This is a genomic window from Microbacterium sp. RURRCA19A, assembly GCF_900156455.1.
Lineage (GTDB): Bacteria > Actinomycetota > Actinomycetes > Actinomycetales > Microbacteriaceae > Microbacterium.
The window spans coordinates 1,365,505-1,391,527 of record NZ_FTNQ01000001.1 but is presented as its reverse complement, the minus strand read 5'-3'; the positions used below and the strand labels follow the sequence as shown (position 1 = coordinate 1,391,527).

Annotated in this window: 27 protein-coding genes; 17 read left to right on the top strand and 10 right to left on the bottom strand. The window is 70.7% G+C overall.

Features of this window, described 5'->3' with window-relative positions:
• Complete coding sequence (locus BW982_RS06655) at nt 1-930, bottom strand: Ppx/GppA phosphatase family protein (protein ID WP_076491211.1); 930 nt, start codon at nt 928-930, stop codon at nt 1-3.
• A gap of 39 nt (nt 931-969) precedes the next feature.
• Between BW982_RS06655 and coaA the strand changes: the two genes are divergently transcribed.
• The 5 genes from coaA to tsaE all read left to right on the top strand — a co-directional run bounded on the left by coaA (nt 970) and on the right by tsaE (nt 5,966).
• On the top strand, nt 970-1,923 hold the full coding sequence (coaA, locus tag BW982_RS06650; protein ID WP_076491210.1) for a type I pantothenate kinase: 954 nt from the start codon (nt 970-972) through the stop codon (nt 1,921-1,923).
• A 54-nt stretch (nt 1,924-1,977) separates the two neighbouring features.
• Complete coding sequence (gene glmS / locus BW982_RS06645; RefSeq protein ID WP_076491209.1) at nt 1,978-3,828, top strand: glutamine--fructose-6-phosphate transaminase (isomerizing); 1,851 nt, start codon at nt 1,978-1,980, stop codon at nt 3,826-3,828.
• A 115-nt stretch (nt 3,829-3,943) separates the two neighbouring features.
• Nucleotides 3,944-4,348 (top strand): holo-ACP synthase, encoded by a 405-nt coding sequence (locus BW982_RS06640; protein WP_076491208.1) that lies wholly within the window; start codon nt 3,944-3,946, stop codon nt 4,346-4,348.
• The gene (gene alr / locus BW982_RS06635) at nt 4,345-5,466 is read left to right on the top strand and encodes an alanine racemase (RefSeq protein ID WP_076491207.1); all 1,122 of its coding nucleotides are present in this window, start codon (nt 4,345-4,347) and stop codon (nt 5,464-5,466) included. The genes BW982_RS06640 and alr overlap by 4 nt, the downstream gene beginning before the upstream one ends.
• A complete protein-coding gene (tsaE, locus tag BW982_RS06630; RefSeq protein WP_076491206.1) occupies nt 5,463-5,966 on the top strand; it encodes a tRNA (adenosine(37)-N6)-threonylcarbamoyltransferase complex ATPase subunit type 1 TsaE in 504 nt (167 codons plus the stop codon). Before alr ends, tsaE begins: the two co-directional genes overlap by 4 nt.
• Before the next feature lie 4 nt (nt 5,967-5,970).
• On the opposite strand, the gene BW982_RS06625 is transcribed toward tsaE, so the two are convergent.
• On the bottom strand, nt 5,971-6,888 hold the full coding sequence (locus BW982_RS06625) for an alpha/beta fold hydrolase (RefSeq protein ID WP_076491205.1): 918 nt from the start codon (nt 6,886-6,888) through the stop codon (nt 5,971-5,973).
• A gap of 258 nt (nt 6,889-7,146) precedes the next feature.
• Here BW982_RS06625 and tsaB point away from each other — a divergent pair, with 258 nt between their 5' ends.
• Genes tsaB through BW982_RS06605 form a run of 4 tightly spaced genes read left to right on the top strand, consistent with a single transcriptional unit; the run spans nt 7,147 to nt 9,804 of the window.
• The gene (gene tsaB / locus BW982_RS06620; protein WP_076491951.1) at nt 7,147-7,779 is read left to right on the top strand and encodes a tRNA (adenosine(37)-N6)-threonylcarbamoyltransferase complex dimerization subunit type 1 TsaB; all 633 of its coding nucleotides are present in this window, start codon (nt 7,147-7,149) and stop codon (nt 7,777-7,779) included.
• A complete protein-coding gene (gene rimI, locus BW982_RS06615) occupies nt 7,779-8,282 on the top strand; it encodes a ribosomal protein S18-alanine N-acetyltransferase (protein ID WP_076491204.1) in 504 nt (167 codons plus the stop codon). Before tsaB ends, rimI begins: the two co-directional genes overlap by 1 nt.
• Complete coding sequence (tsaD, locus tag BW982_RS06610; protein ID WP_076491949.1) at nt 8,282-9,385, top strand: tRNA (adenosine(37)-N6)-threonylcarbamoyltransferase complex transferase subunit TsaD; 1,104 nt, start codon at nt 8,282-8,284, stop codon at nt 9,383-9,385. Before rimI ends, tsaD begins: the two co-directional genes overlap by 1 nt.
• A complete protein-coding gene (locus BW982_RS06605) occupies nt 9,382-9,804 on the top strand; it encodes a hypothetical protein (protein WP_076491203.1) in 423 nt (140 codons plus the stop codon). Before tsaD ends, BW982_RS06605 begins: the two co-directional genes overlap by 4 nt.
• Here the strand turns inward: BW982_RS06605 and BW982_RS06600 are convergent.
• The gene (locus tag BW982_RS06600; protein WP_076491202.1) at nt 9,793-10,659 is read right to left on the bottom strand and encodes a CE1 family esterase; all 867 of its coding nucleotides are present in this window, start codon (nt 10,657-10,659) and stop codon (nt 9,793-9,795) included. The genes BW982_RS06605 and BW982_RS06600 overlap by 12 nt on opposite strands.
• Nucleotides 10,660-10,743: 84 nt before the next feature.
• On the opposite strand from BW982_RS06600, the gene BW982_RS06595 reads away from it, so the two are divergent.
• Nucleotides 10,744-11,088, top strand: a complete 345-nt coding sequence (locus tag BW982_RS06595; protein ID WP_076491201.1) for a MerR family DNA-binding transcriptional regulator — start codon at nt 10,744-10,746, stop codon at nt 11,086-11,088.
• Nucleotides 11,089-11,094: 6 nt separating this feature from the next.
• On the opposite strand, the gene BW982_RS06590 is transcribed toward BW982_RS06595, so the two are convergent.
• Nucleotides 11,095-12,285 carry a THUMP-like domain-containing protein gene (locus BW982_RS06590; RefSeq protein ID WP_076491200.1) on the bottom strand — a complete coding sequence of 397 codons (1,191 nt, stop codon included), beginning with the start codon at nt 12,283-12,285 and terminating at the stop codon, nt 11,095-11,097.
• 131 nt (nt 12,286-12,416) lie between these two features.
• Between BW982_RS06590 and groES the strand changes: the two genes are divergently transcribed.
• From groES to BW982_RS06575, 3 genes are all read left to right on the top strand, one after another.
• On the top strand, nt 12,417-12,713 hold the full coding sequence (groES, locus tag BW982_RS06585) for a co-chaperone GroES (protein WP_076491199.1): 297 nt from the start codon (nt 12,417-12,419) through the stop codon (nt 12,711-12,713).
• A gap of 116 nt (nt 12,714-12,829) precedes the next feature.
• Nucleotides 12,830-13,768, top strand: a complete 939-nt coding sequence (gene rarD / locus BW982_RS06580; protein ID WP_076491198.1) for an EamA family transporter RarD — start codon at nt 12,830-12,832, stop codon at nt 13,766-13,768.
• A gap of 138 nt (nt 13,769-13,906) precedes the next feature.
• Nucleotides 13,907-15,187: an ABC transporter substrate-binding protein gene (locus tag BW982_RS06575; protein WP_076491197.1), complete on the top strand. Its 1,281-nt coding sequence runs from the start codon at nt 13,907-13,909 to the stop codon at nt 15,185-15,187.
• A gap of 121 nt (nt 15,188-15,308) precedes the next feature.
• Here the strand turns inward: BW982_RS06575 and BW982_RS06570 are convergent, their stop codons facing one another.
• The 5 genes from BW982_RS06570 to BW982_RS06550 are packed head-to-tail and all read right to left on the bottom strand — an operon-like array spanning nt 15,309 to nt 20,100.
• The gene (locus tag BW982_RS06570) at nt 15,309-16,112 is read right to left on the bottom strand and encodes a hypothetical protein (protein ID WP_139327331.1); all 804 of its coding nucleotides are present in this window, start codon (nt 16,110-16,112) and stop codon (nt 15,309-15,311) included.
• A 35-nt stretch (nt 16,113-16,147) separates the two neighbouring features.
• Nucleotides 16,148-16,924 (bottom strand): ABC transporter ATP-binding protein, encoded by a 777-nt coding sequence (locus tag BW982_RS06565; RefSeq protein WP_076491195.1) that lies wholly within the window; start codon nt 16,922-16,924, stop codon nt 16,148-16,150.
• Nucleotides 16,924-17,856, bottom strand: coding sequence for an ABC transporter ATP-binding protein (locus BW982_RS06560; protein WP_076491194.1), 933 nt, complete (start codon nt 17,854-17,856; stop codon nt 16,924-16,926). The genes BW982_RS06565 and BW982_RS06560 overlap by 1 nt, the downstream gene beginning before the upstream one ends.
• The gene (locus BW982_RS06555; protein ID WP_076491193.1) at nt 17,849-18,829 is read right to left on the bottom strand and encodes a branched-chain amino acid ABC transporter permease; all 981 of its coding nucleotides are present in this window, start codon (nt 18,827-18,829) and stop codon (nt 17,849-17,851) included. The genes BW982_RS06560 and BW982_RS06555 overlap by 8 nt, the downstream gene beginning before the upstream one ends.
• An 11-nt stretch (nt 18,830-18,840) precedes the next feature.
• Nucleotides 18,841-20,100 carry a branched-chain amino acid ABC transporter permease gene (locus BW982_RS06550; protein ID WP_254845533.1) on the bottom strand — a complete coding sequence of 420 codons (1,260 nt, stop codon included), beginning with the start codon at nt 20,098-20,100 and terminating at the stop codon, nt 18,841-18,843.
• A gap of 342 nt (nt 20,101-20,442) precedes the next feature.
• Between BW982_RS06550 and guaB the strand changes: the two genes are divergently transcribed.
• Nucleotides 20,443-21,945: an IMP dehydrogenase gene (guaB, locus tag BW982_RS06545; RefSeq protein ID WP_076491191.1), complete on the top strand. Its 1,503-nt coding sequence runs from the start codon at nt 20,443-20,445 to the stop codon at nt 21,943-21,945.
• A gap of 72 nt (nt 21,946-22,017) precedes the next feature.
• Nucleotides 22,018-22,701, top strand: coding sequence for a TMEM175 family protein (locus BW982_RS06540; RefSeq protein ID WP_076491190.1), 684 nt, complete (start codon nt 22,018-22,020; stop codon nt 22,699-22,701).
• A gap of 34 nt (nt 22,702-22,735) precedes the next feature.
• Here BW982_RS06540 and BW982_RS06535 read toward each other — a convergent pair whose 3' ends face one another.
• Nucleotides 22,736-24,166, bottom strand: a complete 1,431-nt coding sequence (locus tag BW982_RS06535; RefSeq protein ID WP_303046676.1) for a DHA2 family efflux MFS transporter permease subunit — start codon at nt 24,164-24,166, stop codon at nt 22,736-22,738.
• A gap of 71 nt (nt 24,167-24,237) precedes the next feature.
• Here BW982_RS06535 and BW982_RS06530 point away from each other — a divergent pair, with 71 nt between their 5' ends.
• Both BW982_RS06530 and BW982_RS06525 read left to right on the top strand, forming a co-directional pair.
• Entirely contained in the window at nt 24,238-24,852 is a 615-nt protein-coding gene (locus BW982_RS06530; protein WP_076491188.1) for a TetR/AcrR family transcriptional regulator, read from the top strand.
• 46 nt (nt 24,853-24,898) lie between these two features.
• A complete protein-coding gene (locus BW982_RS06525; RefSeq protein WP_076491187.1) occupies nt 24,899-26,014 on the top strand; it encodes a GuaB3 family IMP dehydrogenase-related protein in 1,116 nt (371 codons plus the stop codon).
• The last annotated feature ends 9 nt before the right edge of the window (nt 26,015-26,023 follow it).

Here is a 26,023-nt window from a genome sequence, read left to right as displayed (position 1 = left end):
TCAGTACTCCAACGACTCGATGTAGCGCAGGAGGACGCCCTCGCGCAGCGCCCACGGTGAGACCTCGAGCTCGTCGACGTCCATCGCCTTCATCGCGCGCTCGACCACGATCGCGGCCGCGACGATCTGGAACGTCCGGTCGGCGGTGATGCCGGGCAGCGCCTCGCGGGCGTCCGCCGGGATCCGCGCCAGGCGCGGGATCCAGTCCTTGAGCTCCCGGCGAGGCAGCACCATCCGGTCGATGCCGGACCATCCCGGCACCGGGTACCCCGCGAGCTTCGCGAGCGAGCGGATCGCCTTCGACGACCCGATGACGTGGTCCGGGCGGGGGAGGGCGGCGAAACGCTCGGCGACGGGGGCGAGCACGTCCATCGCGTGTCGGCGGAGGGCGTCGATCTCGTCCTCGCTCGGCGGGTCGTGGGGCAGGAACTGCACGGTCGAGCGTCCGGCCCCCAGCGGCACCGACTCGGCGAGTTCGGGCAGCTCATCGGCGCCACCGGCGATCTCGAGCGACCCGCCGCCGATGTCGAACAGCAGGATCTGACCGGCCGACCACCCGAACCAGCGGCGCACCGCCAGGTAGGTGTACCGCGCCTCGGTCTCGCCGCCGAGCACCTGCAGGGGCTGCCCGAGCACCTCCTCGATCTGCGCGATGACCGTCTCACCGTTGGTCGCCTCGCGCACCGCGGATGTCGCCGTCGCGAGCAGCTCGTCGACCCCCTCGGCCCGCGCCGTCTCGCAGGCCTGGGTCACGGCATCCACCAGTCCGGTGACGCCCTCGGGAGAGATCGAGCCGTCGGGCTCGAGGTACCGCATGAGGCGCAGGACCGAGCGGTGCGACGTCGTCGCCGTGGGCCGACCCCCCGCGCGCGCGTTCGCGACGAGCAGGTGGACGGTGTTGGAACCGATGTCGAGTACCCCGAGTCGCACGCTCCGAGCGTAGTGGGAGGCCGCGGGTAGCATGAGCGGGTGTCCGCCGCAGAGACCGCCGCTCCCGCACCGTCGCTGAGCCCGTACCGTCAGATCGACCGCGCCGACTGGGCTCGCATGGCCGGCGGCATCGAGCAGCCGCTGACCGAGACCGAGGTCGTGCAGCTGCGCGGCATCGGCGACCGGCTCGACCTTCGCGAGGTCGCCGAGGTCTACCTGCCCCTCAGCCGCCTGTTGAGCCTGTACGCCCGCGCCACGCGTCGGCTCGGCGCCGACACGAGCGCGTTCCTGGGCGAATCGGATGCCACGACCCCCTTCGTCATCGGAGTCGCCGGTTCCGTCGCGGTGGGGAAGTCCACGATCGCGCGACTGCTGCGCGAGCTGATGAGCCGCTGGCCCGACACGCCGCGCGTCGAACTGGTCACCACCGACGGGTTCCTCTATCCCAACGCCGAACTCGAGCGGCGCGGCCTCATGGACCGCAAGGGCTTCCCCGAGTCGTACGACCGTCGCGCGCTGGTGGAGTTCCTCAGCGAAGTGAAGTCCGGGGCCGAAGAGGTGCGCGCGCCGTTCTACTCCCACGTGCAGTACGACATCATGCCCGACGCCCACGTCACGGTGCACCGGCCCGACGTCGTGATCGTCGAGGGGCTCAACGTTCTGCAGCCCCCGCCCACGCCGAACGACGTGGCGGTGAGCGACCTGTTCGACTTCTCCATCTACGTGGATGCCGATGCGGCCCACATCGAGCGCTGGTACGTGGACCGCTTCCTGGCGCTGCGCGACAACGCGTTCACCAACCCCTCGTCGTTCTTCCGCGTCTTCGCCGACATCAGCGACGAGGAGGCGGTGTCTCGGGCGCTCGGCTTCTGGCGGGAGATCAACCTCCCCAACCTCGAGGAGAACGTCCTCCCCACCCGGCATCGGGCCAAGCTCGTGCTGCAGAAGGGGGCGGACCACACCGTCGATTCGGTGCTGCTGCGCAAGCTCTGAACGCCCCCGGCCCACGGGGGTTCCCCCAGGCGCCGCCCCGTAGACTCGGAAGCTATGTGCGGAATCATCGGATACGTGGGTCCTCGGCCGAGCCAGGACATCCTGCTGGCGGGTCTGTCGCGGCTGGAGTATCGGGGCTACGACTCCGCCGGCATCGCCGTGATCGACGGCGACGGGGGCCTCGGCATGCGCAAGCGCGCCGGCAAGCTCGCCGTGCTGCGTGACGACCTGGCATCCACGCCGCTGGCCGACGGCACGACGGGCATCGGGCACACCCGCTGGGCGACGCACGGCGGTCCGACGGATGCCAACGCGCACCCGCACCTCGCGGACGACGACAAGCTCGCCGTCATCCACAACGGGATCATCGAGAACTTCGCCGAGCTCAAGAGCGAGCTCGTCGGCGAGGGCGTGACCTTCCGCAGCGAGACCGACACCGAGGTCGCCGCCGCGATGATCGGCCGCGAGTACGCGCGCACGGGGGATCTGGTCTCGGCGTTCCGTGCCGTGGTGTCGCGCCTCGAGGGTGCCTACACGCTGCTCGCGATGCACGAGGACCACCCGGGCCTCGTCGTCGGCGCCCGCCGCAACTCCCCGCTGGTGATCGGCCTGGGCGAGGGCGAGAACTTCCTCGGCTCCGACGTCGCCGCGTTCGTCGAGCACACCCGCAAGGCCCTCGCGATCGGTCAGGACGAGATCGTCGCGATCACGCCCGGCGGCGTCGAGGTCACCGACTTCTCCGGCGCCCCGGTCGAGGTCGAGGCGTTCGAGGTCACGTGGGACGCGTCCGCCGCCGAGAAGGGCGGATGGTCGTCGTTCATGGCCAAGGAGGTCTCGGAAGAGCCCGAGGCCGTGGCGAACACGATCCGGGGTCGCATCCACGAGGGCCGCGTCGAGATCCCCGAGCTCGACGGCATGGACGAGTTCCTCGCCGACATCGACCGCATCCTCGTCATCGCGTGCGGCACCGCCGCGTACGCCGGCATGGTCGGCAAGTACGCGCTCGAGACGTGGACCCGCGTTCCCGTCGACGTGGAGCTCGCGCACGAGTTCCGCTACCGCGACCCCGTGCTCTCGCCCCGCACGCTCGTCGTCTCGATCAGCCAGTCCGGCGAGACCATGGACACGCTGATGGCCGTGAAGTACGCCCGTTCACGCGGCGCCAAGACCCTGTCGATCTGCAACACGCAGGGCGCCACCATCCCGCGCGAGTCGGATGCCATCGTCTACACGCACGCCGGGCCCGAGGTCGCCGTCGCGTCGACGAAGGCCTTCGTCGCGCAGATCACCGCGCTCTACCTGCTCGCGTTGCACGTCGGCCGTGTCCGCGGTGCGATCGATCCCGTCGTCGCCGTCGAGGCGGTCACCGAGCTCGAGGCCGTCCCCGGCAAGATCGCGCGCGTGCTCGAGACCGAGCAGACCCGCATCGAGCAGCTCGCGCACTGGATGGCCGACACGCGGTCGGTGCTGTTCCTCGGCCGGAACGTCGGGTACCCGATCGCCCTCGAGGGTGCGCTGAAGCTCAAGGAGCTGGCGTACATCCACGCCGAGGGCTTCGCCGCGGGCGAGCTCAAGCACGGCCCCATCGCGCTGATCGAGCCCGGCCAGCCGGTGTTCGTCGTCGTGCCGTCGCCCCGCGGTTCGGGCGAGATGCACAAGAAGGTCGTCTCCAACATCGAGGAGATCCGCGCCCGCGGTGCCCGCGTCATCGCGATCGCCGAAGAGGGCGATGTGGCCGTGCTGCCCGCCGCCGACGAGGTGCTCCGCATCCCGCTCGCGGCCCCCATGTTCGAGCCGCTCCTCGCCGTGGTGCCGTTGCACATCTTCGCCATGGGGCTCGCCGAGGCCAAGGGCCTCGACGTCGACCAGCCCCGCAACCTCGCGAAGTCCGTGACGGTCGAGTAACACCGGACGTCTTCGGGGCCGGATGCCGGGGCATCCGGCCCCTTCTTCGTCGTGTGCCGACGCGGGCTCACCGTGGCACCGGCAGAATGGACAGGATGCCAGGGAGGGAGGGCGCATGATCGTCGGAATCGGCGTCGACCTGGTCGACGTGCCGCGCTTCGAGCAGCAGCTCGCGCGGACCCCGCGCCTTCTCGAACGCCTCTTCGCGCCGGCAGAGCGGCTGCTCAAGCCCCGCTCGCTGGCCGCGCGCTACGCCGCGAAGGAAGCGCTGATCAAAGCCCTGGGCGGATCCGACGGGGTGTACTGGACCGACATCGCGGTGACGCCCGAGCCGTCGGGCCGTCCGACCTTCACGCTGACCGGCGAGACCGCGGCGACGGTCTCCGCGCGGGGGATCACGGCGCTGCACCTGTCGATGTCGCACGACGCGGCGCTCGCCACGGCGTACGTCATCGCCGAGGCCGGACCCCCCGCATCCGAGGCCGGGCCCGCGGAACCGACCTGGGAGGGTGTCGCATGAGAATGGCATCCGGAGTCCTGCGCGAAGCGCTGATCGACGTCGACGCGATCGCGGAGAACGTGCGGCACCTGCGCCGCCTGACCGGCGTCGAGGTCATCGCCGTCGTCAAGGCGGAAGGCTACGGGCACGGCGCGCACCGCGCGGCGCTCGCGGCGCTGCGCGGCGGGGCGACCCGGATCGGCGTCTCCGACATCGACGAGGCGATCGCGCTGCGGCGTCGGGGGATCCGGGCGCCGCTGTTCGCCTGGCTGCACGCGCCGGGGGTGTCGTTCGCCGAGGCCGTCCGAGAGAACGTCGAGCTCGGCATCTCCGACATCGACCAGTTGCTGCGCGCGGGCGACGCCGCGCAGGGCGACCGCCCCGCCGCCGTGCACCTGAAGATCGAGACGGGTCTGTCCCGCAACGGCATCGCCCCGGCCGACTGGCGCGTGGTGTTCTCCGAGGCCGCGCGCCTCGAGCGGATCGGGCGCCTGCGGGTCGTCGGGCTGTTCTCGCACCTGTCCAACACGAGCGAGGCCGACGATCGCGCCGCGCTGGCGAGGTTCGAGGAGGGCGTTCTGCTCGCCGCGTCCGCCGGGCTGAACCCGCCCCTCCGGCACATCGCCGCGACGCACGCCGCGATCGCCCTCCCCGAGGCGCGGTTGAACGCCGTGCGAATCGGCATCGGCATCTACGGCATCTCGCCGTTCCACGACCGCTCCTCGGCCGACCTGGGCCTGCGGCCCGCCATGACGCTGCGCGGCGCGGTCGCGGCGGTGCGTCGCGTGCCCGCCGGGACCGGGGTCTCGTACGGCTACGCGTACCGCACCGAGACCGACACCACGCTGGCCCTCGTGCCCCTCGGGTACGCCGACGGCGTGCCGCGGCAGGCGTCGGGACGGGGGCCGGTGACGATCAACGGCCGTCGCTTCACGGTGGCGGGTCGCATCGCCATGGATCAGTTCGTCCTCGACGTCGGCGACCACCCCGTCGCCGTCGGCGACGAGGCGGTGCTGTTCGGCGACCCGACGCTCGGCGTGCCGTCGGCGCGGGACTGGGCGGATGCCGCCGACACCATCGACTACGAGATCGTGACGCGCATCGGTGCGCGCGTGCCGCGCCGGGAGGTGGGCGTGTGAGCGTTCCCGACGAGCTGCTGGGCGAGCGCGAGGTCGCCGGTCCCGCCGACATGGAGGAGCTCGGGCGCGCGCTCGGCCGCGCGCTCGGACCCGGGGACGTGGTGGTGCTGACCGGTCCGCTCGGCGCCGGCAAGACGACCCTCACCCGCGGAATCGGCGAGGGGCTCGGCATCCGGGGTCCGGTCCAGAGCCCGACGTTCGTCATCGCGCGGACGCACCCGTCGCTCGTCGGCGGAGCTCCGCTGGTGCACGTGGATGCCTATCGCCTCGGCGCCGCGGTCGAGCTCGACGACCTCGACATCGACGTCGAGCACTCGGTCGTGATCGTGGAGTGGGGCCGCGGCGTCGCCGAGTACCTCGCCGACGCGTGGTGGGAGATCGAGATCTCGCGGCAGACGGGCGGCCGCGGCGTCGACAACGCGTGCGGCGAGATCGCCCCGCACACCCTCGACCTGGATGCCGACGCGCCGCGGACGGTGACGATCTCGCGGAGGCCGTGACGGGTCACGTCGGCTGGCGGTCGCGCGACGCGCTCGAGCGGCGGTCGGGCTCGGCGGTCCAGACGTCGCGCAGGGCGCGCAGCGTCTCGTACGCCTGCTCGACGTGGGCGAAGTGGCCGCTGTCGTCGAGCACGGTCTCGCGGTAGCCGGGGATGCGCCGGCGCGCGTCGCGCGCGTCGTGGGGCCTGGCGAAGACGTCGTGCCGACCGCGAACGGCCCGCACGGGCGCGGTGATCCGCTTCCAGGCCGCGTCGTCGTGGGTCCGGGCGGCACGCGCGGCAGAGAGGAAGGAGGCCGGACGGATCTCTTCGGCCAGCGCGTCCGAGACCGCCGGGTCGACGCGATCCGGATGCCGGAACAATGGGCGCGCCAACACGCGCAGCGCTCCGACGCGGCGCAGACCGTGCAGCAGCGGACGGGCGAGCGGACCGAGACCCCGAAGGATCCCCATCGCCACGACCATGCCGCCGAACGCGGGGAGCGTCAGCCATCCGGTGAGGGGGCGGCGCATGACGCCGCGCACCGCGGCGCCGGTGGGGGAGACGAGCCCGACGGCGACGGTCTGCGCCGGGAATCGTGCCGCGACGTCCAGGGCGATCACGGCGCCGAGCGAGTGGCCGACGACACGCCACCGGGGGTATCCGAGGCCGCGGGCGACCGCGACGACCGCCTCCGCAGCGTCCGTGGGCGAGGGAGCCGGGCCCGGCGATTCGCCCCACCCCGGCAGGTCGATGGCGATGACGTCATCGAGCAGGATGCCGAGCCGGTCGGCGGCGCTGAGGAGCGGCATCCATGTCTTCCATGTCCCCGCGGCGCCGTGCAGCAGAACCGTCGCGACGGTGCCGGCGGAGCGTCGGCCGGCGTGCGCGACGATCGGCCCCGCAGCCGTCGGCACCACCAGTCGGCGCAGCTGTCGTTCCATGTCATTTGTTCGGAGCCGAGCGCCTCGCCGGATGCCTGCAGAACTCCGGCGGTTCCTCCGGTCCGTAGCCGCCGAGGAGCGGTGCGGCGGGTTGGGCCGGAGTCGGGCGCGGTGGGCAGGTGGCCCATGTCCCACATGTGGCGGTTCGAGGTGCCCTCAGGCAGCAAGAAGTGGGACATGCACCGCCACAAGTGGGACGAAGTGCCCCGGCCCAGCGCCGGCGGCACCGGTGTCGGGCGCCCCGGATACCCTGGAACGGTGATCATCGGCATCGACAGCTCCCTCGGCACCGCGGTGGCGGCGATCGCGCGCGACGGCGAGGTCCTCGCCGACGAGCAGAGCGAGAACGCCCTCGGGCACGCCGAGGTCATCGGCGATCTGCTGAGCCGCGCCCTCCAGGCTGCGCCCGAGCCGACGCACGTGGCGATCGGCATGGGTCCCGGGCCCTTCACGGGCCTGCGTGTCGGCATCGCCACGGCGCGCGCGTTCGCGCTGGGGCGCCGCATCCCGCTCGTCCCCGTGCCGAGCCACGACGGCATCGCCCTCGGCATCCTGCTCCGAGACGCCCTCACCGGCACCGAGACCCCGCGTTTCGCCGTCGTCACCGACGCCCGTCGCAGGGAGTTCGCGTACAGCGTCTACGACGGCATCGACGACGACGGGCTCCCGATCCGGATCCTGGATGCCACGCTGAGCCCCCGCGACGAGCTCGACGCCCGCCTCGCCGAGCTCGGAGCCGTGCGCTACGACGCGACGGGCGTCTCGGCCGCGATGATCGCGCTCGCCGCCGCCCGCGCGCTCGACGCCGGTCGCGCGCTCGCCGGCTTCGAGCCGCTGTACCTCCGCAGCCCCGACGTCGTCGCCGCCCACGCCCCGAAGCGGGTGAGCTGATGCCCGCCCGCACCGCGACGCTCGACGACCTCGACGCGATCATGGCGCTCGAGCACGCGTCGTTCCCCACCGACGCGTGGAGCCCGGCGATGATGCGCGAAGAGCTCGCGTCGCCGCACGGCTGGTACGTGGTCGTCGAAGAGGCCGGTCGCCTCGTCGGCTACGCGGGGCTGCGCGCCGTCCGCGGGGCGAAGGATGCCGACATCCAGACGATCACGATCGCCGAGACCGCTCGCGGTCGGGGGCGCGGCCGGGCGCTGCTGACGGAACTGCTCGACGAGGCCGCGCGGCGCGGCGTGCACGACGTCTTCCTCGAGGTGCGCGCCGACAACCCCGTCGCTCAGGCGCTCTACGCGTCGGAGGGTTTCGCCGAGGTGGGTCGCCGCCCGCGGTACTACCAGCCGGACGACGTCGACGCGATCGTCATGCAGCTTGACCTTCGGGCGTGGTCCGCGCGGCGCACGCCCGACGACGCGGCGACAGCAGGAAAGGGATGGTGCTGATGGACGCGCCCCTCGTGCTCGGCATCGAGACCAGCTGCGACGAGACCGGCATCGGCATCGTCCGCGGCCGGCAGTTGCTGAGCAACACGATCGCCTCGAGCATGGACGAGCACGCCCGCTACGGCGGCGTCGTGCCCGAGGTGGCCGCGCGCGCGCACCTCGAGGCGCTGCAGCCGTCGATCGACGCGGCGCTCGCCGAAGCGGGGGTGACGCTCGACGAGATCGACGCCGTCGCCGTGACCAGCGGACCCGGGCTCGCCGGGGCGCTGATGGTCGGCGTCGGTGCGGCCAAGGGTCTCGCGGTCGCGCTCGACAAGCCGCTGTACGCCGTGAACCACCTGGTCGGCCACATCGCCGCCGACATCCTCGATGCCGAGGCGGGGGAACTGGAGTACCCCACCGTCGCGCTCCTCGTCAGCGGCGGCCACACATCGCTGCTGCTCGTCCGCGATCTCACCAGCGACGTCGAGCTCCTCGGCGAGACGATGGACGACGCCGCCGGCGAGGCGTTCGACAAGGTCGCCCGCCTGCTGAAGCTGCCGTACCCCGGCGGCCCCGAGATCGACCGCGCCGCCGCCTCCGGCGATCCGACCGCGATCCGCTTCCCCCGGGGGCTGTCGCGAGCGTCCGACATGGCATCCCACCGCTACGACTTCTCGTTCTCCGGTCTCAAGACCGCCGTCGCCCGCTGGGTCGAGCAGCACGAGGCCGCGGGGCAGCCCGTGCCGGTGGCTGACGTCGCGGCATCCTTCCGCGAAGCGGTCGTCGATGTGCTGGTGACCAAGGCCCTCGACGCGTGCGAGCGGTACGGGGTGCCCCGCCTGCTCCTCGGCGGCGGCGTGATCGCCAACAAGCGTCTGCGCGACGTCGCCCTCGAACGTGCCGCCGCCGCGGGCGTCGCCGTTCGCATCCCGCCGCTCCGGCTGTGCACCGACAACGGTGCCATGATCGCGGCGCTCGCCGCCGAGCTCATCGCCTCGGGGCGCCGCCCGTCCACCCTCGCCTTCGGTGCGGATTCCACGCTCCCGGTGACCGAGATCCAGGTCGCCGAAGATCCGGATGCCGCGGCCCCCGGGCCGCTGCCCGCCCGGGTGGGCTCATGAGCGAGGTGCCGCCGCCGAGCCGACGCGCGCTCAAGGCGACCGAGGCGGGGGCTGCCCCGACGGCCGCGGAGCAGATCGCCGCGGGCGACGCGCTCGACGACCATCGTCTCCCCACCGCGCAGCTGGAGCGCGCAGCGTTCGGCGAGCACATCGTGCCGTGGAGCCCGCCCGCACCCACCGCACCTCCGTCGGTCGCGCCCTGGGCCCTGGCCGTCGCGATCGCCGCCCTGATCGCGTCGCTGTTCGCGGGTGTCCTGCTGCCGCTCGGCGTGATCGCGATCGTCATGTCGATCATCTCGCTGCGGCGCGCGCAAGACAGCCGTCGCGTGGCGATCTGGGCGCTCGCCCTCGCGGTGCTGTCGGTGATCTTCAGCGCCGGGTGGCTGCTGTGGGCGCTGCCGCAGCTGTCACCGGTGTGACCCGCGCAGCTCGCCGAGCACCTCCGACACGATGTCCCGGATGCCGGGATGCTCCGCCGTGCGTCCGACGCGTGGTCCCGCCGCCGGACCCGGCACGGTGTGGCCGCCGCCGCGCGCGACGTACAGGGTGACGGGTGGTCGTCCCGCTTCTCGGTGGGCGAGGGTCTCCACCGGGACCTTCGCGGACGCCGCGGGCTCGCTCCGGTGCGGTTCGACCGTGATCCCGTTCCGCTGGGCGAAGTAGTCCGCCGTCGCGACCGCGGAGAGCGTCCGGCCGCCGATGGAGAAGACCGTGCGCGCCCACCACGGCATCCGTCCACCCTCGAAGGGAATGATCGGGTCGGCCGTACCCGCCACGATCGTCACCGGGACGGGATGGTCGGTCCGGGCGGAGAACTCCGCGCCGAAGTTCTCGCGTTCGGGCATGGTCGCCGCCACGATCACGGCGCCGGCGAGCAGCTCTGCGGCCTCGTGGAGAAGTCGGATGACCATCTGCCCGCCGTTGGAGAAGCCCACCGCGACGACGGAACCGGTGTCGATTCCGTGGCTCTCGGCAACGGATGCCACGACCTCGCGGGCGAAGGCGATGTCGTCGACGTTCTCCTTCCGCGCGGGGAAGGAACTCTGGACGCGGGCGTCGTTCCAGTTGCTCCGGTACCCGTCGAGGTAGGCGACCACCGCGCGGCCCTCCGCCGCGAGAGAGTCCAGCGCGCGACCCGTGAAGCGTCGGTGGCTCTCGCCGGTCTGCTTTGACCCGTGGAAGACCAGGACGAGGGGCCGTCCCGCCGGTTCGTCGGCCTCGCCGACCACGACGAATGTCCGGGTTCGGCCGCCGGCCTCGACGCGCGCGTTCATGATCCCCTTCCGCCTCCGGACCATCTGCCCCGCGGCGTGGGAGAGCGTATAGATTGACATCGTGTCAAGGTCAAGGCGGATGGCGTGAGGATCGGCGAGGTCAGCCGTCGTAGCGGAGTGAGCGCGCGCTCCCTGCGGTACTACGAGCAGCTCGGGCTCATCTCGTCCGAGCGGGAGTCCAACGGCTATCGCCGCTACGACGACGTCGCGGTGGAGCGGGCGATCGTCATCCACCTGCTGTTCGGCATTGATTTCCCGCGCGAGATCGTGACGTCGGTGCTCGCCTGCACCGGCGATGCGCCGGCCGAGGCGCACGACGCGCTCGCCGACCAGCTCACCCGCGTGCGAGAGGATCTGACCGCGCGTATCGCCACGCTCACGGCCACGCGGCGCAGCATCGACGAGTTCCTCGCCGAGCGCGCCGCCTGAGGGTCGTCAGCTCACGCGGTCGGCCAGCAGCGCCACTCGACGACCCGCGATTCTGGTCATCAGCAGCGTCGCCGACTCGTCGCCGCGCAGCGCGAGGCGCGTGCGCAGGACCGCGGGGTCGACGTCCACGCCGCGCTTCTTGATCTCGAGCGTGCCGATGCGCCGCTCCCGCAAGGCCCGCGCCAGCTTCTTGGTGTCCGCGGGCAGCTCCTCGCGTACGCGGAACGACGAGACGAAGGGACTCGTGAGCGCCGCGTCCGACGTCAGGTAGGCGATGCCGGGCGCCAGCATCCCGGCATCCAGGGAACGTGCGACCTCGCCGATCAGCCGGGCGCGGATGACCGCCCCGTCGGGTTCGTGCACGAAGGCGCCGAGTTCGCGGGGCTCGACGTCGGGTGCGTCGGCCGGAGCCGTCAGCTCCCAGGCCTCGTCGCCGCGCACGACGAGCGCGGCGCGGCGGATGTCCTTCCGCGCCAGGCTTCCCGCCCACAGGACGAGCTCGATCGTCGAGCCGTCGGCGCTGATCCACTGCGCCTCGACGTCGTCCGGGATCAGCTCGCGGTCGAACGCGGGGCCGAGCTTCACGCCGCCGGGCCGCTCCTGCAGCAGTCCGAACACCCAGTCCAGCGACGGCGACCACTGGTCGGCCGACACGCGGCGGGTCTCCCCGTGCCCGGCGGTGCGTCGCGCGGGATCGAGCCACGCGGCATCCGCACCGCTCAGGTCGGTGTCCTCCGCGCGCCCGTGAGCCACGGTGACCGTGTCGCCGAAGGGGGCGAGGTTGTACGCGGCGATCGCGGCAGTGACCTCGTCGGCGTCGACGGCGTGCACCCGGATGCCGAGTCCCGCGAGGCCCAGCGCGTCGCCGCCGATCCCGCAGCCGAGATCGGCCACGGACGAGACGCCGGCGGCGCGGAAACGGCCCGCGTGCCGCGCCGCGATCGGCAGCCGTGTGGCCTGTTCCAGTCCCGCCCGCGTGAACAGCATGCGGTCGGCGAACGGTCCGAACTTCGCCCCGGCTTTCATGCGCAGCCGTGCCTGGCCCACGACGGCGGCGACGAGATCGGGGGAGTGGCCGGCCGCGCGCAGCCGCGACACCGCGCGAGCGGCTTCGTCGGTCGTCGAGAGCGGACCCACCTCGTCGAGCAGGGTGAGGCCGGCGGGGGTGAGCAGGGCGGTCAGCTCGGCGATCTCCACCGGGCCAGCCTAGGTGTCGATTGTGCTGGCACTCGCGTTGCGTGAGTGCCAGCGCTTCTCTACACTCGGATTAGCACTCTCCCCGCGTGAGTGCTGACAAGTCTTCTGTAACGAGAAAGAAGAGGTAGACCGTGTCGGTTTCCATCAAGCCGCTCGAGGACCGCATCGTCATCAAGCAGGTCGAGGCTGAGCAGACCACCGCGAGTGGTCTCGTCATCCCCGACACCGCCAAGGAGAAGCCGCAGGAGGGCGAGGTCGTCGCCGTCGGACCCGGCCGTATCGACGACAACGGCAACCGTGTCCCCCTCGACGTCACCGTCGGCGACCGCGTGCTGTACAGCAAGTACGGCGGCACCGAGGTCAAGTTCGGCGCCGACGAGTACCTCGTGCTCTCGGCCCGCGACGTCCTCGCGGTGGTCGTTCGCTGATCGCTTCGCGATTTCCTCGGAACCCCGGATGCCTCGGCATCCGGGGTTCTGCTTTTTGGCGCGGAATGCGCGATCTCCGGCAGGTCCGCGTCGGTGCCCCCGCCTAGGCTGGGGAAGTGACCCCCGCTTCGCCGCCCGCCTCGGGAGCCGTCCGCGGCGGCCTGTTCGCCTTCGCCGCCTATCTCCTGTGGGGCGTGCTGCCGCTGTACTTCCTGCAGCTCGAGCCGACCGGTCCGTGGGAGCTCGTCGCGTGGCGCATCCTGCTGTCGTTCGTGTTCTGTCTGATCCTGCTGACGGTGCTGCGCGCGTGGCGCCCGTTCCTCGTGATCGTGCGGCAGCCCCGCCTCCTCGGCCTGACGGCCCTGGCCGGAGCCCTGATCTACGTCAACTGGCAGACCTACGTCTACGGTGCGCTGAACGACCGGGTGATCGAGACGAGCCTCGGCTACTTCATCAACCCCATCGTCACGGTGCTGCTCGGGGTGACGGTGCTCCGCGAACGGCTACGCCCGGTCCAGTGGATCGCGATCGGGCTGTCGGTCGCCGCGGTGATGGTGATCGTGGTCGGATACGGGGCGTTCCCCTGGATCGCCCTCACCCTCGCGCTCTCGTTCGGCGTGTACGGCCTGGTGAAGAAGCAGATCGGTCCGTCCGTGGATGCCGTCAGCGGGCTGACGCTCGAATCCTTCTGGCTGCTCCCGGTCGCGATCGTGCAGCTGGTCGTCGTCGCGCTGACCGGTGGGTTGACCATGGGGGCGAACGGCCCCGTGCACACGGCTCTGCTGGCATCGGCGGGTGCGATCACCGCGGTTCCGCTGCTGCTCTTCGCTGCGGGAGCGCGTCGGGCGCCGTTGACCGTGATGGGGCTGATCCAGTTCGTCGCACCCATCATCCAGTTCGGCATCGGCGTGTGGGTGCTGCACGAGCCGATGACGCTCGAGCGCTGGATCGGGTTCGGCCTCGTCTGGGTCGCGCTCACCGTTCTGAGTGTGGATTCGCTCGTGGCGGCGCGGCGCCGTCGACCCGCACTATCGGATGTCGGTGAGCCCGTCTAGAGGGCGTTATGACGCCGTGACCTCGACGACGCACATCGTTAACGAACGGCAACACGACGAAAACGTGGGGGCGATTAGGTTTAGGACACCAGACGGCACCCCTGTGTCGTCGAACGTTCATCCACAGCAAGGAGCACTATGAGCGTCTTCACGCGTTCGCGTGCCGGCAAGGTCCTGGGCGGTCTCGCCCTGGTCGGTGCCAGCGCGCTCGTCCTCGCCGGTTGCGCCGGTGGCGGCGACGCCGCCGCCCCCAGCGCATCGTCCGGCGGAGGCGCCGTGTCCAAGGCCGACGGTACCTTCAGCGTCGGCACGATCCTTCCCGCCACCGGTAACCTCGCCTTCCTCGGCCCGCCCGAGGTCGCCGGCGTGAAGCTCGCGATCAAGGACATCGAGGCCACGGGCGACGCGTTCCCGTTCAAGACCACGCTCACCGAGCGCGACTCGGGCGACACGACGACCGACATCGCCACGCAGTCGGCGACGGAGCTCGTCAGCGCCGGTGCCGACGTCGTCATCGGTGCCGCGTCGTCGGGTGTGTCCTTCACGTTCGTCGACCAGCTGGTCAACGCGGGCATCGTCCAGATCTCGCCGGCCAACACGTCGCCCGACTTCACGACGTACGCCGACGACGGGTACTACTGGCGCACCGCCCCCTCGGACGTCCTCCAGGGTCGCGTGCTCGGTAACCTCATGGTCGGCGACGGTGCCGCCAACGTCGGCATCATCTACATCAACGACCCGTACGGCACCGGTCTGAAGGACAACGCCACCAAGGCCATCGAGGCCGCCGGCGGCGAGGTCTCGGTCGCGGTTCCGTACAACCCGGGTGACACGGTGTTCACGTCGCAGGTCGACCAGCTCCTGGCCGCCAAGCCCGACGCCATCGCCGTGATCGCGTTCGAGGAGACCTCCTCGATCATCCCGCAGCTGGTGAACACGCAGGGCTTCCCGGGTTCGAAGGTCTACTTCGTCGACGGCAACCTGTCGAACTCGTACGAGTTCCAGCCCGGCACCCTGACCGGTGCCAAGGGCACGCTGCCCGGCAACCCGGCCGACACGACCTTCCAGGCGCGCCTGAAGGAGGTCGACCCCTCGTTGACCGACTTCAGCTACGCACCGGAGTCGTACGACGCGGTCATCCTCGCGGCCCTGGCCGCGGCACAGGCCAAGGACGACTCGGGCACGGCCATCCGTGACAACCTGCAGTCGGTTTCCGAGGGCGGCGAGAAGTGCACGACGTTCGCGGACTGCCTGAAGCTCATCAACGACGGCAAGGACATCGACTACGACGGTGTCTCGGGCCCGATCACCTTCGACGAGAACGGTGACCCGACCGAGGCGTACATCGGCATCTACCAGTACGGTGCCGACAACAAGTACACCCTGCTGAACACGGAGTTCGGTTCGCTTAACGAGTGACCCGAGCCGATCGGGAAGGGCCCGGATGCCATGGCATCCGGGCCCTTCTTCGTGCCACCACCGTGGCGCCGCTACGCACGTGGCCGCGCCCGGCAGGGCGGCGCGGCGACGGGGCTCGGCGTCAGGGCGTCAGGCCGCAGGCGGCGGCCGTGAAGGCGAGCAGGTCGTCGGCGACCGCCTGCGGGCGGGGCAGCGAGACCACCACCTCCCGGCCGTCGACGCGGGCGACGAGGTCGAAGAGCGTCCCGACCTTGTCCTCGGCGATCGCGTGGGGGTCGCACCGGCGCGGCGTGACCGCGGCGGTGAGCATGACGGGCGCGTCAGCAGCCTGCACCGTGGCGCCCAGCGGCGCCTCCTCCCCGGTGGCGAAGTGCAGCAGGGGAGTGCCCCGTAGCGCCACCAGCGCAAGCTCTGCCGTGGAGTCTCCGCCTGCGGGGGTGACGGCGATGGAAAGGTCGGCCGTGCCGTCGTCCCGCGGCGTGACCGCCGTGGCTTCGACGTGCGCCACCGCCTCGACCGCGTCGCGGTCGCACTGCGTCGTGCTGAGGCGCGCGAGGACGTTCAGCGGGTCGTCGGCGGCGATGTCGACGCTGCGGCTGCCGCCGTCGGCCGCGACCTGCAGCGTCACGTGGGCGACGTCGTCGCCGGATGTGCAGGCCAGTGCGGGAAGCGGCACCGGCAGGTCGACCACGCGGCCGGGCGCGATCGACTCCGTGCGACGAGCAGCCCAGGCGGCGGGCTCCGCCAGGACGGCGGATGCGAGCGAGGCCGCGAGCACGGTCACCGACTCGCCGGAACCGTTCGTGATCCGGAGCTGCACACGGCCCGGGGCGATGTCGCCGCGCTGCTGCACGACCGCCACGGTCAGCCCCGGGGGGACGGCGAGCGGAGGAGTCGCGGAGCATCCCGCGAGGGCGACGCCCACCAGAGTGAGCGTCGCCCCCACGTGACGCGCGCGGATCAGGCTTCGCTCTCCCGTGCGTCGCGCTTGGCGTCCTCGTCGGCGGCCAGCGTGCCGAGGTACAGCTCGATGACCCGGGGGTCGGTCAGCAGTTCGCGTCCGGTGCCCGTGTACGCGTCCTTGCCCTGGTCGAGCACGTAGGCCCGGTGGCAGATCTGCAGGCAGCGGCGGGCGTTCTGCTCGACCATGATGATCGTCACGCCCGCGCGGTTGATCTCGGCGACGCGGAGGAAGGTCTCGTCCTGGCGCACGGGCGAGAGCCCGGCGGAGGGCTCGTCGAGCAGCAGCACCGACGGGTCCATCATCAACGCGCGACCCATCGCGACCATCTGTCGCTCACCGCCGGAGAGGGAACCCGCGCGCTGACGGCGACGCTTGGCCAGTTCGGGGAACAGGCCCGTGACGAACTCGAAGCGCTCCGCGAAGACCTTGGGACGCTGGAAGAGCCCCATCTGCAGGTTCTCCTCGATCGACAGGCTCGGGAAGACGTTGTTGTTCTGCGGAACCATGCCGACGCCCTTGCCGACGAGCTTGTCGGCTTTGAGCGAGGTGATGTCCTCGCCGTTGAGCAGCACGGCTCCGCCGCGGATCTTCACCTGACCGAAGATGGCCTTCAGCAGCGTCGACTTGCCGGCGCCGTTGGGGCCGATGATGCCGATCAGGTCGCCCTGGTAGGCGTCCACGGAGCAGCCGTTGAGGATGTTCACGCCGGGGAGGTAGCCGGCGACGAGGTCGTCGGTGCGCAGCACCGCGGTGCGGGTGGCGGTGTCGGTCATCAGAGCTTTCCGTCCTTCTCGTCGGTGACGAGGTCGGCTTCGGCTTCGGCGGCGGCCTCGGCCTGGATGGTCTCCATCTGCGACGTCGTCATGTCGCCGAGGTCGGTGTCGTGGTGCGCGCCGAGATAGGCGTCGATGACGGCCTGGTCGCTCATCACCGTCTCGGGCGGACCTTCGGCGACGACGCGGCCCTCGGCCATCACGACGACCCAGTCCGAGATGTGGCGGACCATGTGCATGTCGTGCTCGACGAAGAGCACCGTCATGCCTTCCTTCTTCAGGTCGAGGATGTGCCCGAGCAGACTCTGCGTCAGGGCCGGGTTCACACCGGCCATCGGCTCGTCGAGCATGACGAGGGTCGGGTCGCTCATCAGCGCGCGCGCCATCTCGAGGAGCTTGCGCTGGCCGCCGGACAGCGACGCGGCGAAGTCCTCGCGCTTGGCATCCAGCTTGAACCGGCGCAGGAGATCGTCGGCCCGCTCCGTGTTCGCGCGCTCCTGCGAGCGCCAGATCCCGGGGATCATGGCCCGGAAGATGTTCTCGCCCTTCTGCCCGCGAGCGCCGAGGAGCATGTTCTGCAGCACGGACAGACGGCCGAGCGACTTGGTCAGCTGGAACGTGCGGACCATGCCCTTTCGCGACACCTTGAACGCGGGGACCCCCGCGAGGTTGGACCCCTCGAAGCTCCAGCGGCCGGTGTTCGGCTTGTCGAACCCGGTGAGCAGGTTGAACAGCGTCGTCTTGCCGGCGCCGTTCGGCCCGATCAGAGCGGTGATCTGACCGCGCGGGATCTCGAGGTGCTCGACGTCGACGGCCTTGAGGCCGCCGAACTGCCGCGTGACTCCGTCGGCGACGACGATCGGGTCGACCTTCTCGCAGCCGGGGCCGACCTCGCCCTTCACCAGGGCGTGGGTGACGGTCGTGTCAGACATTGAACGACAGCTCCTTCTTGTTGCCGAAGATGCCCTGCGGTCGGAAGATGACCAGGAGCATCAGCCCGATCCCGACGATAATGAAGCGCACCTGCCCGGTCTGGGTGGAGCTCATGAAGCCGAGGATGCCGATGTCACGGAGCCCGACGATGATGCCGTTGGAGAGCGACAGCAGCACCCAGAAGAGCGCGGCGCCCACGATCGGGCCGAGGAGGGTCGCGGCGCCGCCGAGCAGCAGAGCGGTCCAGATGAAGAACGTCAGCGCCGTTCCGTAGTTACCGGGCTGCACGGCGCGGGGGAGGATGAACACCACGCCCGCGAGACCGCCCATGACACCGCCGAGCACGAGCGCCTGCATCTTGTAGGAGTAGACGTTCTTGCCGAGGCTGCGCACGGCGTCCTCGTCTTCGCGGATGCCCTTGACCACCCGGCCCCACGGGCTGCGCATCAGGAGCCACACCAGGAGCGTGGCGAGGATCACGAGTCCCCACCCGAACAGGCGCACCCACCAGTCGTTGGCCGAGTAGGTCCAGGGCCCGATGCCGTAGGTGCCGCCGGGGAGCGGGTTCATGTTCTGGAACTCGCGGTTGTAGCCGTTCAGACCCTGCGAGCCGCCCGTGATGTCGGTGAGGCCGACGGTCGAGACGACGTAGCGCACGATCTCGGCCGCCGCGATGGTGACGATGGCGAGGTAGTCGGCGCGGAGCCGCAGGGTCGGGATGCCGAGGATGAAGGCGAACAGCACCGAGGCGAGGATCGCGACGAGGATCGCCAGCCACACGGGGGCCGAGAACGACAGCGTGGCGATCGCGAAGGCGTACGCGCCGACGGCCATGAAGCCGGCCTGTCCGAAGTTGAGCAGGCCCGCGTAGCCGAAGTGGACGCTCAGGCCGATCGCGGCGAGGGCGTAGGCGGCCGTGGTCGGGCTGATGAGCTCGCCGGCGGCGTTGTTGAAGATTGAGAGCCAGTCCATGTCGTTCTTCCTCAGCCGATCCGCTCTTTACGACCGAGCACACCTTGCGGCCGGAACAGCAGCACGCCGATGAGCACGATCAACGCCACCGCGTACCGGAGGTCCGGCGGGATGACGATGGTGGACATTTCCGTGATGATGCCGATGATGAGCGACCCCACCAGGGCGCCGAAGGCGCTGCCGAGACCGCCGAGGGTCACCGCGGCGAACAGCAGCAGCAGGATCGCGAAGCCCATGTCCCAGGTGACTCCGCGGTAGAGGCCGTAGAGCACGCCCGAGAGGCCGGTCAGCGCGCCCGCGAGCACCCAGACGATGCGGATGACGCGGTCGACGTTGATTCCGGATGCCGCAGCGAGCGAGGCGTTGTCGCTGACCGCGCGCGTCGCCTTGCCGATGCGGGTGCGGGTGAGGAAGTACGCGACCGCGGCGAGCATGACCACGCTCACGCCCATGCTGATCAGCGAGGTGAGGGTGATCGTCACGGGGCCGATCGTGACGTTGTCGGTGATCCCGGTGTCGATGTTCCGGGTGCCGCCGTCGAAGAAGTAGAGGTACAGGTAGCGCAGGACGATCGAGAGGCCGATCGTCACGATGAGCACTTGGACCAAGCCGACTCCGCGCTTCCGGAGGGGTTTGAACAGCACGGCATCCTGTGTCCAGCCGAGCGCGGCCGAGAGCGCCACCGTGAGCAGCACGGCCAGCAGCAGGTTCCACCCGAGAGAGGTGAACACGTAGAAGATGATCGCGCCGAACGTGAGCATCTCGCCGTGCGCGAAGTTGTTGACGCCCGTCGTACCGAAGATCAGCGAGATCCCGATCGCGGCGAGGGCGAGCAGCAGGCCGAAGTTCAGTCCGTAGATGAAGCGGGAGAACAGCGTCTCCCAGATCGACCCGGTCGCCGCGGTGCCCTCACCCGTGGGGAACAGGACGTTCACCGTGTTCGTGGTGCCCACGGTCACGTCGCGCGTGATGTTGGACGGGTCGCGCGGGGCGACGCCGTCGGGCAGCGAGTCGACGTTGAGCTTCGCGGTGTACTGTCCGGGGCCCGGAACGGCGACCGACCAGCGCCCGTCCGCACCCGTGGTGCCCACCTCGGAGAATCCGGAGCCCTCGACCGTGATCTCGACGCCCTCGACGGGTTCGTCTCCGGCGCGGATGATGCCGCCGATCGTGAACTGCGTCGCGACGTCGACCGCGCCGGGCGTCGCCGCCGGGGTCGGGGCCGGTGTCGTCTGCGCATGAGCCGGTGAGGCCAGGAACAGACTCAGCACGGCGACCGCGCTCGCCAGGAGCGAGACGAGGAGGACGGCTGGGCGGGGAAGTATGCGCGATCGTGTCGCGGTGGGGGAGGAATGACCCACGGAGTCTCCAGTTCGGCAGCGCTGACGAGGTCGTTTCGTCAGCTTCGACGATCGACGCTACGAGCGTAATGTGTCGTTCGTGTTTCGGTCCGACGCCGTTAGCGAACCGTGTCGTGACGACCTCGTCCGCCGGGTCCGGGACTCGGGAATGATTCCGCACCCCGCGGCGCTTAGAATTCATGGCGGAGCGCCTCGCGCGCACCGGCCGACGTCGTCCTTTTTCGAACAGGCGCCGCGCGCGCAGGAGGATCCATGGAGCAGCACGACCCCTTCGGTTTCATCGGACTGACCTATGACGACGTCCTGCTCCTGCCGGGGCACACGGACGTCATCCCGAGCGAGGCCGACACGTCGTCGCGGCTCACCCGTCGCATCACCGTCGCCACCCCCCTGCTGTCGTCCGCGATGGACACCGTGACCGAGGCCCGGATGGCCATCGCGATCGCCCGCCAGGGCGGCATCGGCATCGTGCACCGCAACCTCTCGATCGAGGACCAGGCGGCGATCGTCGACCAGGTCAAGCGCAGCGAGTCCGGCATGGTCTCGAACCCGATCACCACGACCCCGGATGCCACGGTCGCCGAGGTCGACGCGATGTGCGCGCAGTACCGCATCTCGGGTCTGCCGGTCATCGACCCGGACGGCGTCCTCGTGGGCATCATCACCAACCGCGACATGCGTTTCGTCTCGGGTTTCGAGCGTCAGACGACCCTCGTCAAGGACGTGATGACGAAGGAGGGCCTGATCACCGGGCCCGTCGGCATCCACGCGAACGACGTCATCGCCACCTTCGCCAAGCACCGCGTCGAGAAGCTGCCGCTGGTGGACGAGGGCGGAAAGCTCGCCGGCCTCATCACGATCAAGGACTTCGACAAGAGCGAGAAGTATCCGCTCGCGACCAAGGACGAGCAGGGCCGCCTCCGCGTCGGCGCCGCGATCGGCTTCTTCGGCGACGCGTGGCAGCGGGCCGAGGCCCTGCGCGACGCGGGTGTCGACGTCCTCGTGGTCGACACCGCCAACGGGCAGTCCGCCGGCGTCATCGACATCGTCCGTCGCCTCAAGGCCGACGCGTCGTTCGCGCACGTGGACGTGATCGGCGGTAACGTCGCCACGCGCGAGGGCGCCCAGGCGCTCATCGACGCGGGAGTGGATGCCGTGAAGGTCGGCGTCGGCCCGGGTTCGATCTGCACCACCCGCGTGGTCGCCGGGGTCGGCGTGCCCCAGGTCACCGCCATCTACGAAGCCGCGCAGGCCGCGATCCCCGCCGGTGTGCCCGTCATCGCCGACGGCGGTCTGCAGTACTCGGGTGACATCGCCAAGGCGCTCGTCGCCGGTGCCGACACCGTCATGCTCGGATCGCTCCTCGCGGGTACCGACGAGTCGCCGGGCGAGATCGTCTTCCAGGGGGGAAAGCAGTTCAAGCAGTACCGCGGCATGGGCTCGCTGGGCGCGCTGCAGACCCGCGGAAAGAAGACGTCGTACTCGAAGGACCGCTACTTCCAGGCCGACGTCCCCAGCGACGACAAGCTGATCCCCGAAGGCATCGAGGGCCAGGTCCCCTACCGCGGGCCCGTCGCCGCCGTGGCATACCAGCTCATCGGGGGCCTGCGTCAGTCGATGTTCTACGTGGGTGCCCGCACCGTCGAGGAACTCAAGGCCAAGGGGCGGTTCGTGCGCATCACCTCCGCCGGCCTGAAGGAGTCGCACCCGCACGACGTCCAGATCGTCGTCGAGGCGCCGAACTACAAGAAGTAAGCGTCCTCGCGGGGGCCGGTCGAGTGATCGACCGGCCCCCGCGGCGTTCGTGGGCGGGTCTACGCTGTGCGCATGATCCGGCGAACACGCCCCCCGAGCGTCACCGTCTCGGCGCGACGGACCGAGGCGTACACCGACGGCGTCTTCGCCATCGCGGCGACGCTGCTGGTGCTGGACCTCACGTCGCAGTCGCTGGGCGAGGTGCGGTCGAACGCCGACCTCGCGGACGGCCTGCTGAAGATCCTCCACCCGCTGTTCTCGTTCGTCATCAGCTTCCTGGTGCTCTGCATCATGTGGATGACGCACGTGCGCCAGTTCGAATGGATCGTCCGGATCGACAACGCGGGTATGTGGATCAACAACCTGCGGCTCCTGCTGGTCGTCCTCGTCCCGTTCACGACGTCATTGGACACGGACTACTCCGAGTACCTGCTCGGACGTGTCCTGCTGCCGGTGAACTTCTTCCTCGCGATCCTCGTCGGCTGGTTGCAGTGGACCTGGGCGCTGCGGTCGGGTGCGATCCCCGATCTCACGCGCGATGACGCGCGCCGCCTCGGGCGCGCGGCCTTGAGCGCCGTCATCCTCAGCGGGCTCGCGGTCGCGGCGAGTCCTCTCGTGGGGTCGGCCGGTTTCCTGCTGTTCCTCTTGGACGGGCCCTTGACCCGGTTGCTGCGCGGGGCGGACGCGCCGACTGATCCTGCCACCGCGCGCTCGACGCCCCCGGCGGGACCGGGGGCGCCGGACGGGGCGGGCTGAGCGGACGCGCGCGTCCGCCGCGCGCGGGTCGGCGTCAGCGGGCCAAGGACTGCTCGGCGGGTGCCGCGTCCCCCTCGGCCGCCGGGCGCGGCGAGCGGCCGGCGGGAAGGAGGAGGGCGAGGCCCGCGCCGACCAGCAGCACCGCCGAGCCGACGAAGATCGCGGGGCGGGCGGCATCCACGTAGAGATCCGGCACCAGCTGTCCGCCGGCGCCGACGAAGATCGCCGTCATGACGGCGGTCCCGAGCGCCAGCCCGATCTCGCGAACGGTGGAGTTGACGCCCGACGCCTTGGCGTGGTCGACGGCGTCGAGCGTGGCGAGCAACGCCGTCGCCGACGGGGCGAACACGAGTCCCATGCCCACTCCCGCGAAGATGAACGGCGGAACGAGCGTGGCGTACTCGACCTCGGCCGACATGGTGAGAGCGATCCATCCCAGCGCGATGGCCTGCAGCAGCAGCCCGACGATCAGGAGCGGACGGGTCCCGACCCGCGGCGCGAAGATGCCGGCGAGCGGCGCGACGACCATGGGAGCGAGGGTCCACGGCGTCGTCTGCAACGCCGCTTCGAACGGGGTCGACCCCTGCACCACCTGAAGGAACTGGATGAGGAGGAACACCGCTCCGAACGTCCCGAAGCTGAAGGCGAAGCCGACCACGTTCGTGACCGAGAAGGACCGATCTCGGAACAACCGCAGCGGCACGAGGGGGGACCGGGTCCGCAGCTGCCAGCCCACGAACGCCATCACGAGGAGGGAGCCGAGCGCGAGCTCTCCCACGACGGATGCCGAGTCCCATCCGTCGTCGTTGCCGCGGACGATCGCGTGCACCAGGGCGAGTACGCCGCCTCCGGCCAGGACGGCTCCCACGACATCGATGCGCGCGCGGTCGCCGAACGCGTGGGGCAGGGCCCACAGGGCGAGCGGGATCGCGAGGACGGCGACGGGCACGTTGAGCCAGAAGATCGCCTGCCAGTTCCACCCCTCCATGACCGCGCCGCCCACGAGCGGTCCGACCGCGACGCCGAGACCGGAGATGCCTCCCCAGATGCCGATGGCGAGAGGTCGACGCTCCGGGGCGACGGCACCGCTGAGGAGGGCGAGCGACAGCGGCATGACGCCCGCCGCGCCGAGTCCCTGGACCGCCCGTGCCGCGATCAGTTGGGCGGGGTCGACGCTCAGCGCCGCGAGCACGGACCCGACCCCGAAGGCGACGATGCCGACGACGAACGCCGTGCGCCGTCCGAAGCGATCACCGAGAGCGGAGGCGATGAGGATGAGGCTCGCGAAGGCGAGGGTGTACGCGTTGACGAACCACTGCAGTTCCTCGATGCTCGCCCCGAGTTCGCGGTGGAGAACGGGGAGGGCGTTGGTCATGACGAGGTTGTCGAGGGTGGCCATGAACATCGGCAGGGAGGCGGCGATCACGACCCAGACGAACGGGCGCGACCGAGGGAGAGTGTCCACGAGACTCCTTGTTGTAATCGACTGATAACAAATCTGAGGTCACTGTAGTAATCGACTGATAACCTGTCAACATGCCGTCACCGACAGACTCCGCGCCTGCGCGCCGAATGAGCTCGGAGGAGCGGCGGGAGCAGATCCTGGCCGCCGCGCTCGCCGTGTTCGGCGCCAAGGGATACGTGGGTGCCACGACCGACGACGTGGCCCGTGCGGCGGGCATCTCCCAGCCGTACGTCGTGCGCCTGTTCGGCACGAAGGAGAATCTCTTCGTTGCGGCGCTCGACGACGCGCTGGACCGTCTGCTGGGCGCGTTCACCGCGGCTGCCGAGGGCGCGGTCCCGGGCGAGCTGCCGGAACGCGTCGGTCACGCCTACATCGGTCTCCTGCAGGTGCGGGGCCTGCATCAGACCCTGTCGCACGCGTTCCTGCTCGGCGCCCACCCGGTCATCGGACCGCGTGCCCGTGACGGCTTCGCGCGCGTGTGGGAGTTCCTGCGCGACGTCGGGTTCGACGTCCAGTCCGCCCAGGCGTTCCTCGCCCAGGGCATGATGATCAACTCGATGTTCGGTCTGCGCCTCGCCGACGACTACGACACCGACCCGCGCGTGCACGAGCTCTTCGACGCCTGCTTCCCGGCCGACAAGGTGCGGGTGCTCTCGATGGCGCCCCGCGCGGACGAACCCTGGTGAGCACGCCGGTCGGCAAAATGCGGGCGGGTAGGCTGGGGGAGTGACCATGGAGATCGATCTCGGCCGCGCGAAGCGTGCCCGCCGCGCCTACACCTTCGACGACATCGCCGTCGTGCCGTCGCGCCGCACGCGTAACCCGGAAGACGTGTCGACGGCGTGGACCATCGACGCCTTCCCGTTCGAGATCCCGGTGCTCGGTGCGCCGATGGACTCCGTCGTGAGCCCCCGCACCGCGATCGAGCTCGGCCGCCTCGGCGGTCTCGGCGTCCTCGACCTCGAGGGGCTGTGGACGCGCTACGACGACCCCGAGCCGCTGCTGGCCGAGATCGCGGGCCTCCCCGACTCCGAGGCGACGCGACGCATGCAGGAGCTGTACTCCGAGCCCATCAAGCCCGAACTCGTGCGCGATCGCCTCGCCGAGGTCCGTGCGGCGGGCGTCACCGTCGCCGGCGCCCTGACGCCGCAGCGCACCCACGACCTGTACGAGACCGTCGTCGCCGCGGGCGTCGACCTCTTCGTCATCCGCGGGACGACCGTGTCCGCCGAGCACGTCTCGAGCGTGGCCGAACCGCTGAACCTCAAGAAGTTCATCTACGACCTCGACGTCCCGGTGATCGTCGGCGGGGCGGCCACCTACACCGCCGCCCTCCACCTCATGCGCACGGGTGCCGCGGGTGTGCTGGTCGGCTTCGGTGGCGGAGCCGCGTCCACGACGCGCGCGACCCTCGGCCTCCACGCCCCGATGGCCACGGCGGTGGCCGACGTCGCCGGGGCGCGGCGCGACTACCTCGACGAGTCCGGCGGCCGTTATGTGCACGTCATCGCCGACGGCGGCGTGGGAACCTCGGGCGACATCGTGAAGGCCCTGGCGATGGGGGCGGATGCCGTGATGCTCGGCGTTGCGCTCGCGCGGGCCACCGATGCCCCCGGCCGTGGCTTCCACTGGGGCCCCGAGGCGCACCACCCCAAGCTGCCGCGCGGCCACCGCGTGGCGGTCGACCGCGTGGGTCCGCTCGAGCAGATCCTGTACGGCCCGGCCCCGGTGGCCGATGGGACGGCGAACCTCATCGGTGCGCTGAAGAAGTCCATGGCCACGACCGGGTACTCCGACCTCAAGGAGTTCCAGCGCGTCGAGGTCGTCGTCGCGCCCTACGGACACTGATCTCGGAGA

Bases quoted from the DNA above. Each gene is read 5' to 3' on its own strand.
- BW982_RS06565 (WP_076491195.1), bottom strand. From the start codon at position 16,924: ATGACCGACACCGCCACCCGCACCGCGGTGCTGCGCACCGACGACCTC.
- BW982_RS06640 (WP_076491208.1), top strand. From the start codon at position 3,944: ATGATCGTCGGAATCGGCGTCGACCTGGTCGACGTGCCGCGCTTCGAG.
- BW982_RS06605 (WP_076491203.1), top strand. From the start codon at position 9,382: ATGAGCGAGGTGCCGCCGCCGAGCCGACGCGCGCTCAAGGCGACCGAG.
- alr (WP_076491207.1), top strand. From the start codon at position 4,345: ATGAGAATGGCATCCGGAGTCCTGCGCGAAGCGCTGATCGACGTCGAC.
- guaB (WP_076491191.1), top strand. From the start codon at position 20,443: ATGGAGCAGCACGACCCCTTCGGTTTCATCGGACTGACCTATGACGAC.
- BW982_RS06560 (WP_076491194.1), bottom strand. From the start codon at position 17,856: ATGTCTGACACGACCGTCACCCACGCCCTGGTGAAGGGCGAGGTCGGC.
- BW982_RS06530 (WP_076491188.1), top strand. From the start codon at position 24,238: ATGCCGTCACCGACAGACTCCGCGCCTGCGCGCCGAATGAGCTCGGAG.
- BW982_RS06540 (WP_076491190.1), top strand. From the start codon at position 22,018: ATGATCCGGCGAACACGCCCCCCGAGCGTCACCGTCTCGGCGCGACGG.
- tsaD (WP_076491949.1), top strand. From the start codon at position 8,282: ATGGACGCGCCCCTCGTGCTCGGCATCGAGACCAGCTGCGACGAGACC.
- glmS (WP_076491209.1), top strand. From the start codon at position 1,978: ATGTGCGGAATCATCGGATACGTGGGTCCTCGGCCGAGCCAGGACATC.
- BW982_RS06525 (WP_076491187.1), top strand. From the start codon at position 24,899: ATGGAGATCGATCTCGGCCGCGCGAAGCGTGCCCGCCGCGCCTACACC.
- BW982_RS06625 (WP_076491205.1), bottom strand. From the start codon at position 6,888: ATGGAACGACAGCTGCGCCGACTGGTGGTGCCGACGGCTGCGGGGCCG.
- rimI (WP_076491204.1), top strand. From the start codon at position 7,779: ATGCCCGCCCGCACCGCGACGCTCGACGACCTCGACGCGATCATGGCG.
- BW982_RS06555 (WP_076491193.1), bottom strand. From the start codon at position 18,829: ATGGACTGGCTCTCAATCTTCAACAACGCCGCCGGCGAGCTCATCAGC.
- BW982_RS06600 (WP_076491202.1), bottom strand. From the start codon at position 10,659: ATGAACGCGCGCGTCGAGGCCGGCGGCCGAACCCGGACATTCGTCGTG.
- BW982_RS06575 (WP_076491197.1), top strand. From the start codon at position 13,907: ATGAGCGTCTTCACGCGTTCGCGTGCCGGCAAGGTCCTGGGCGGTCTC.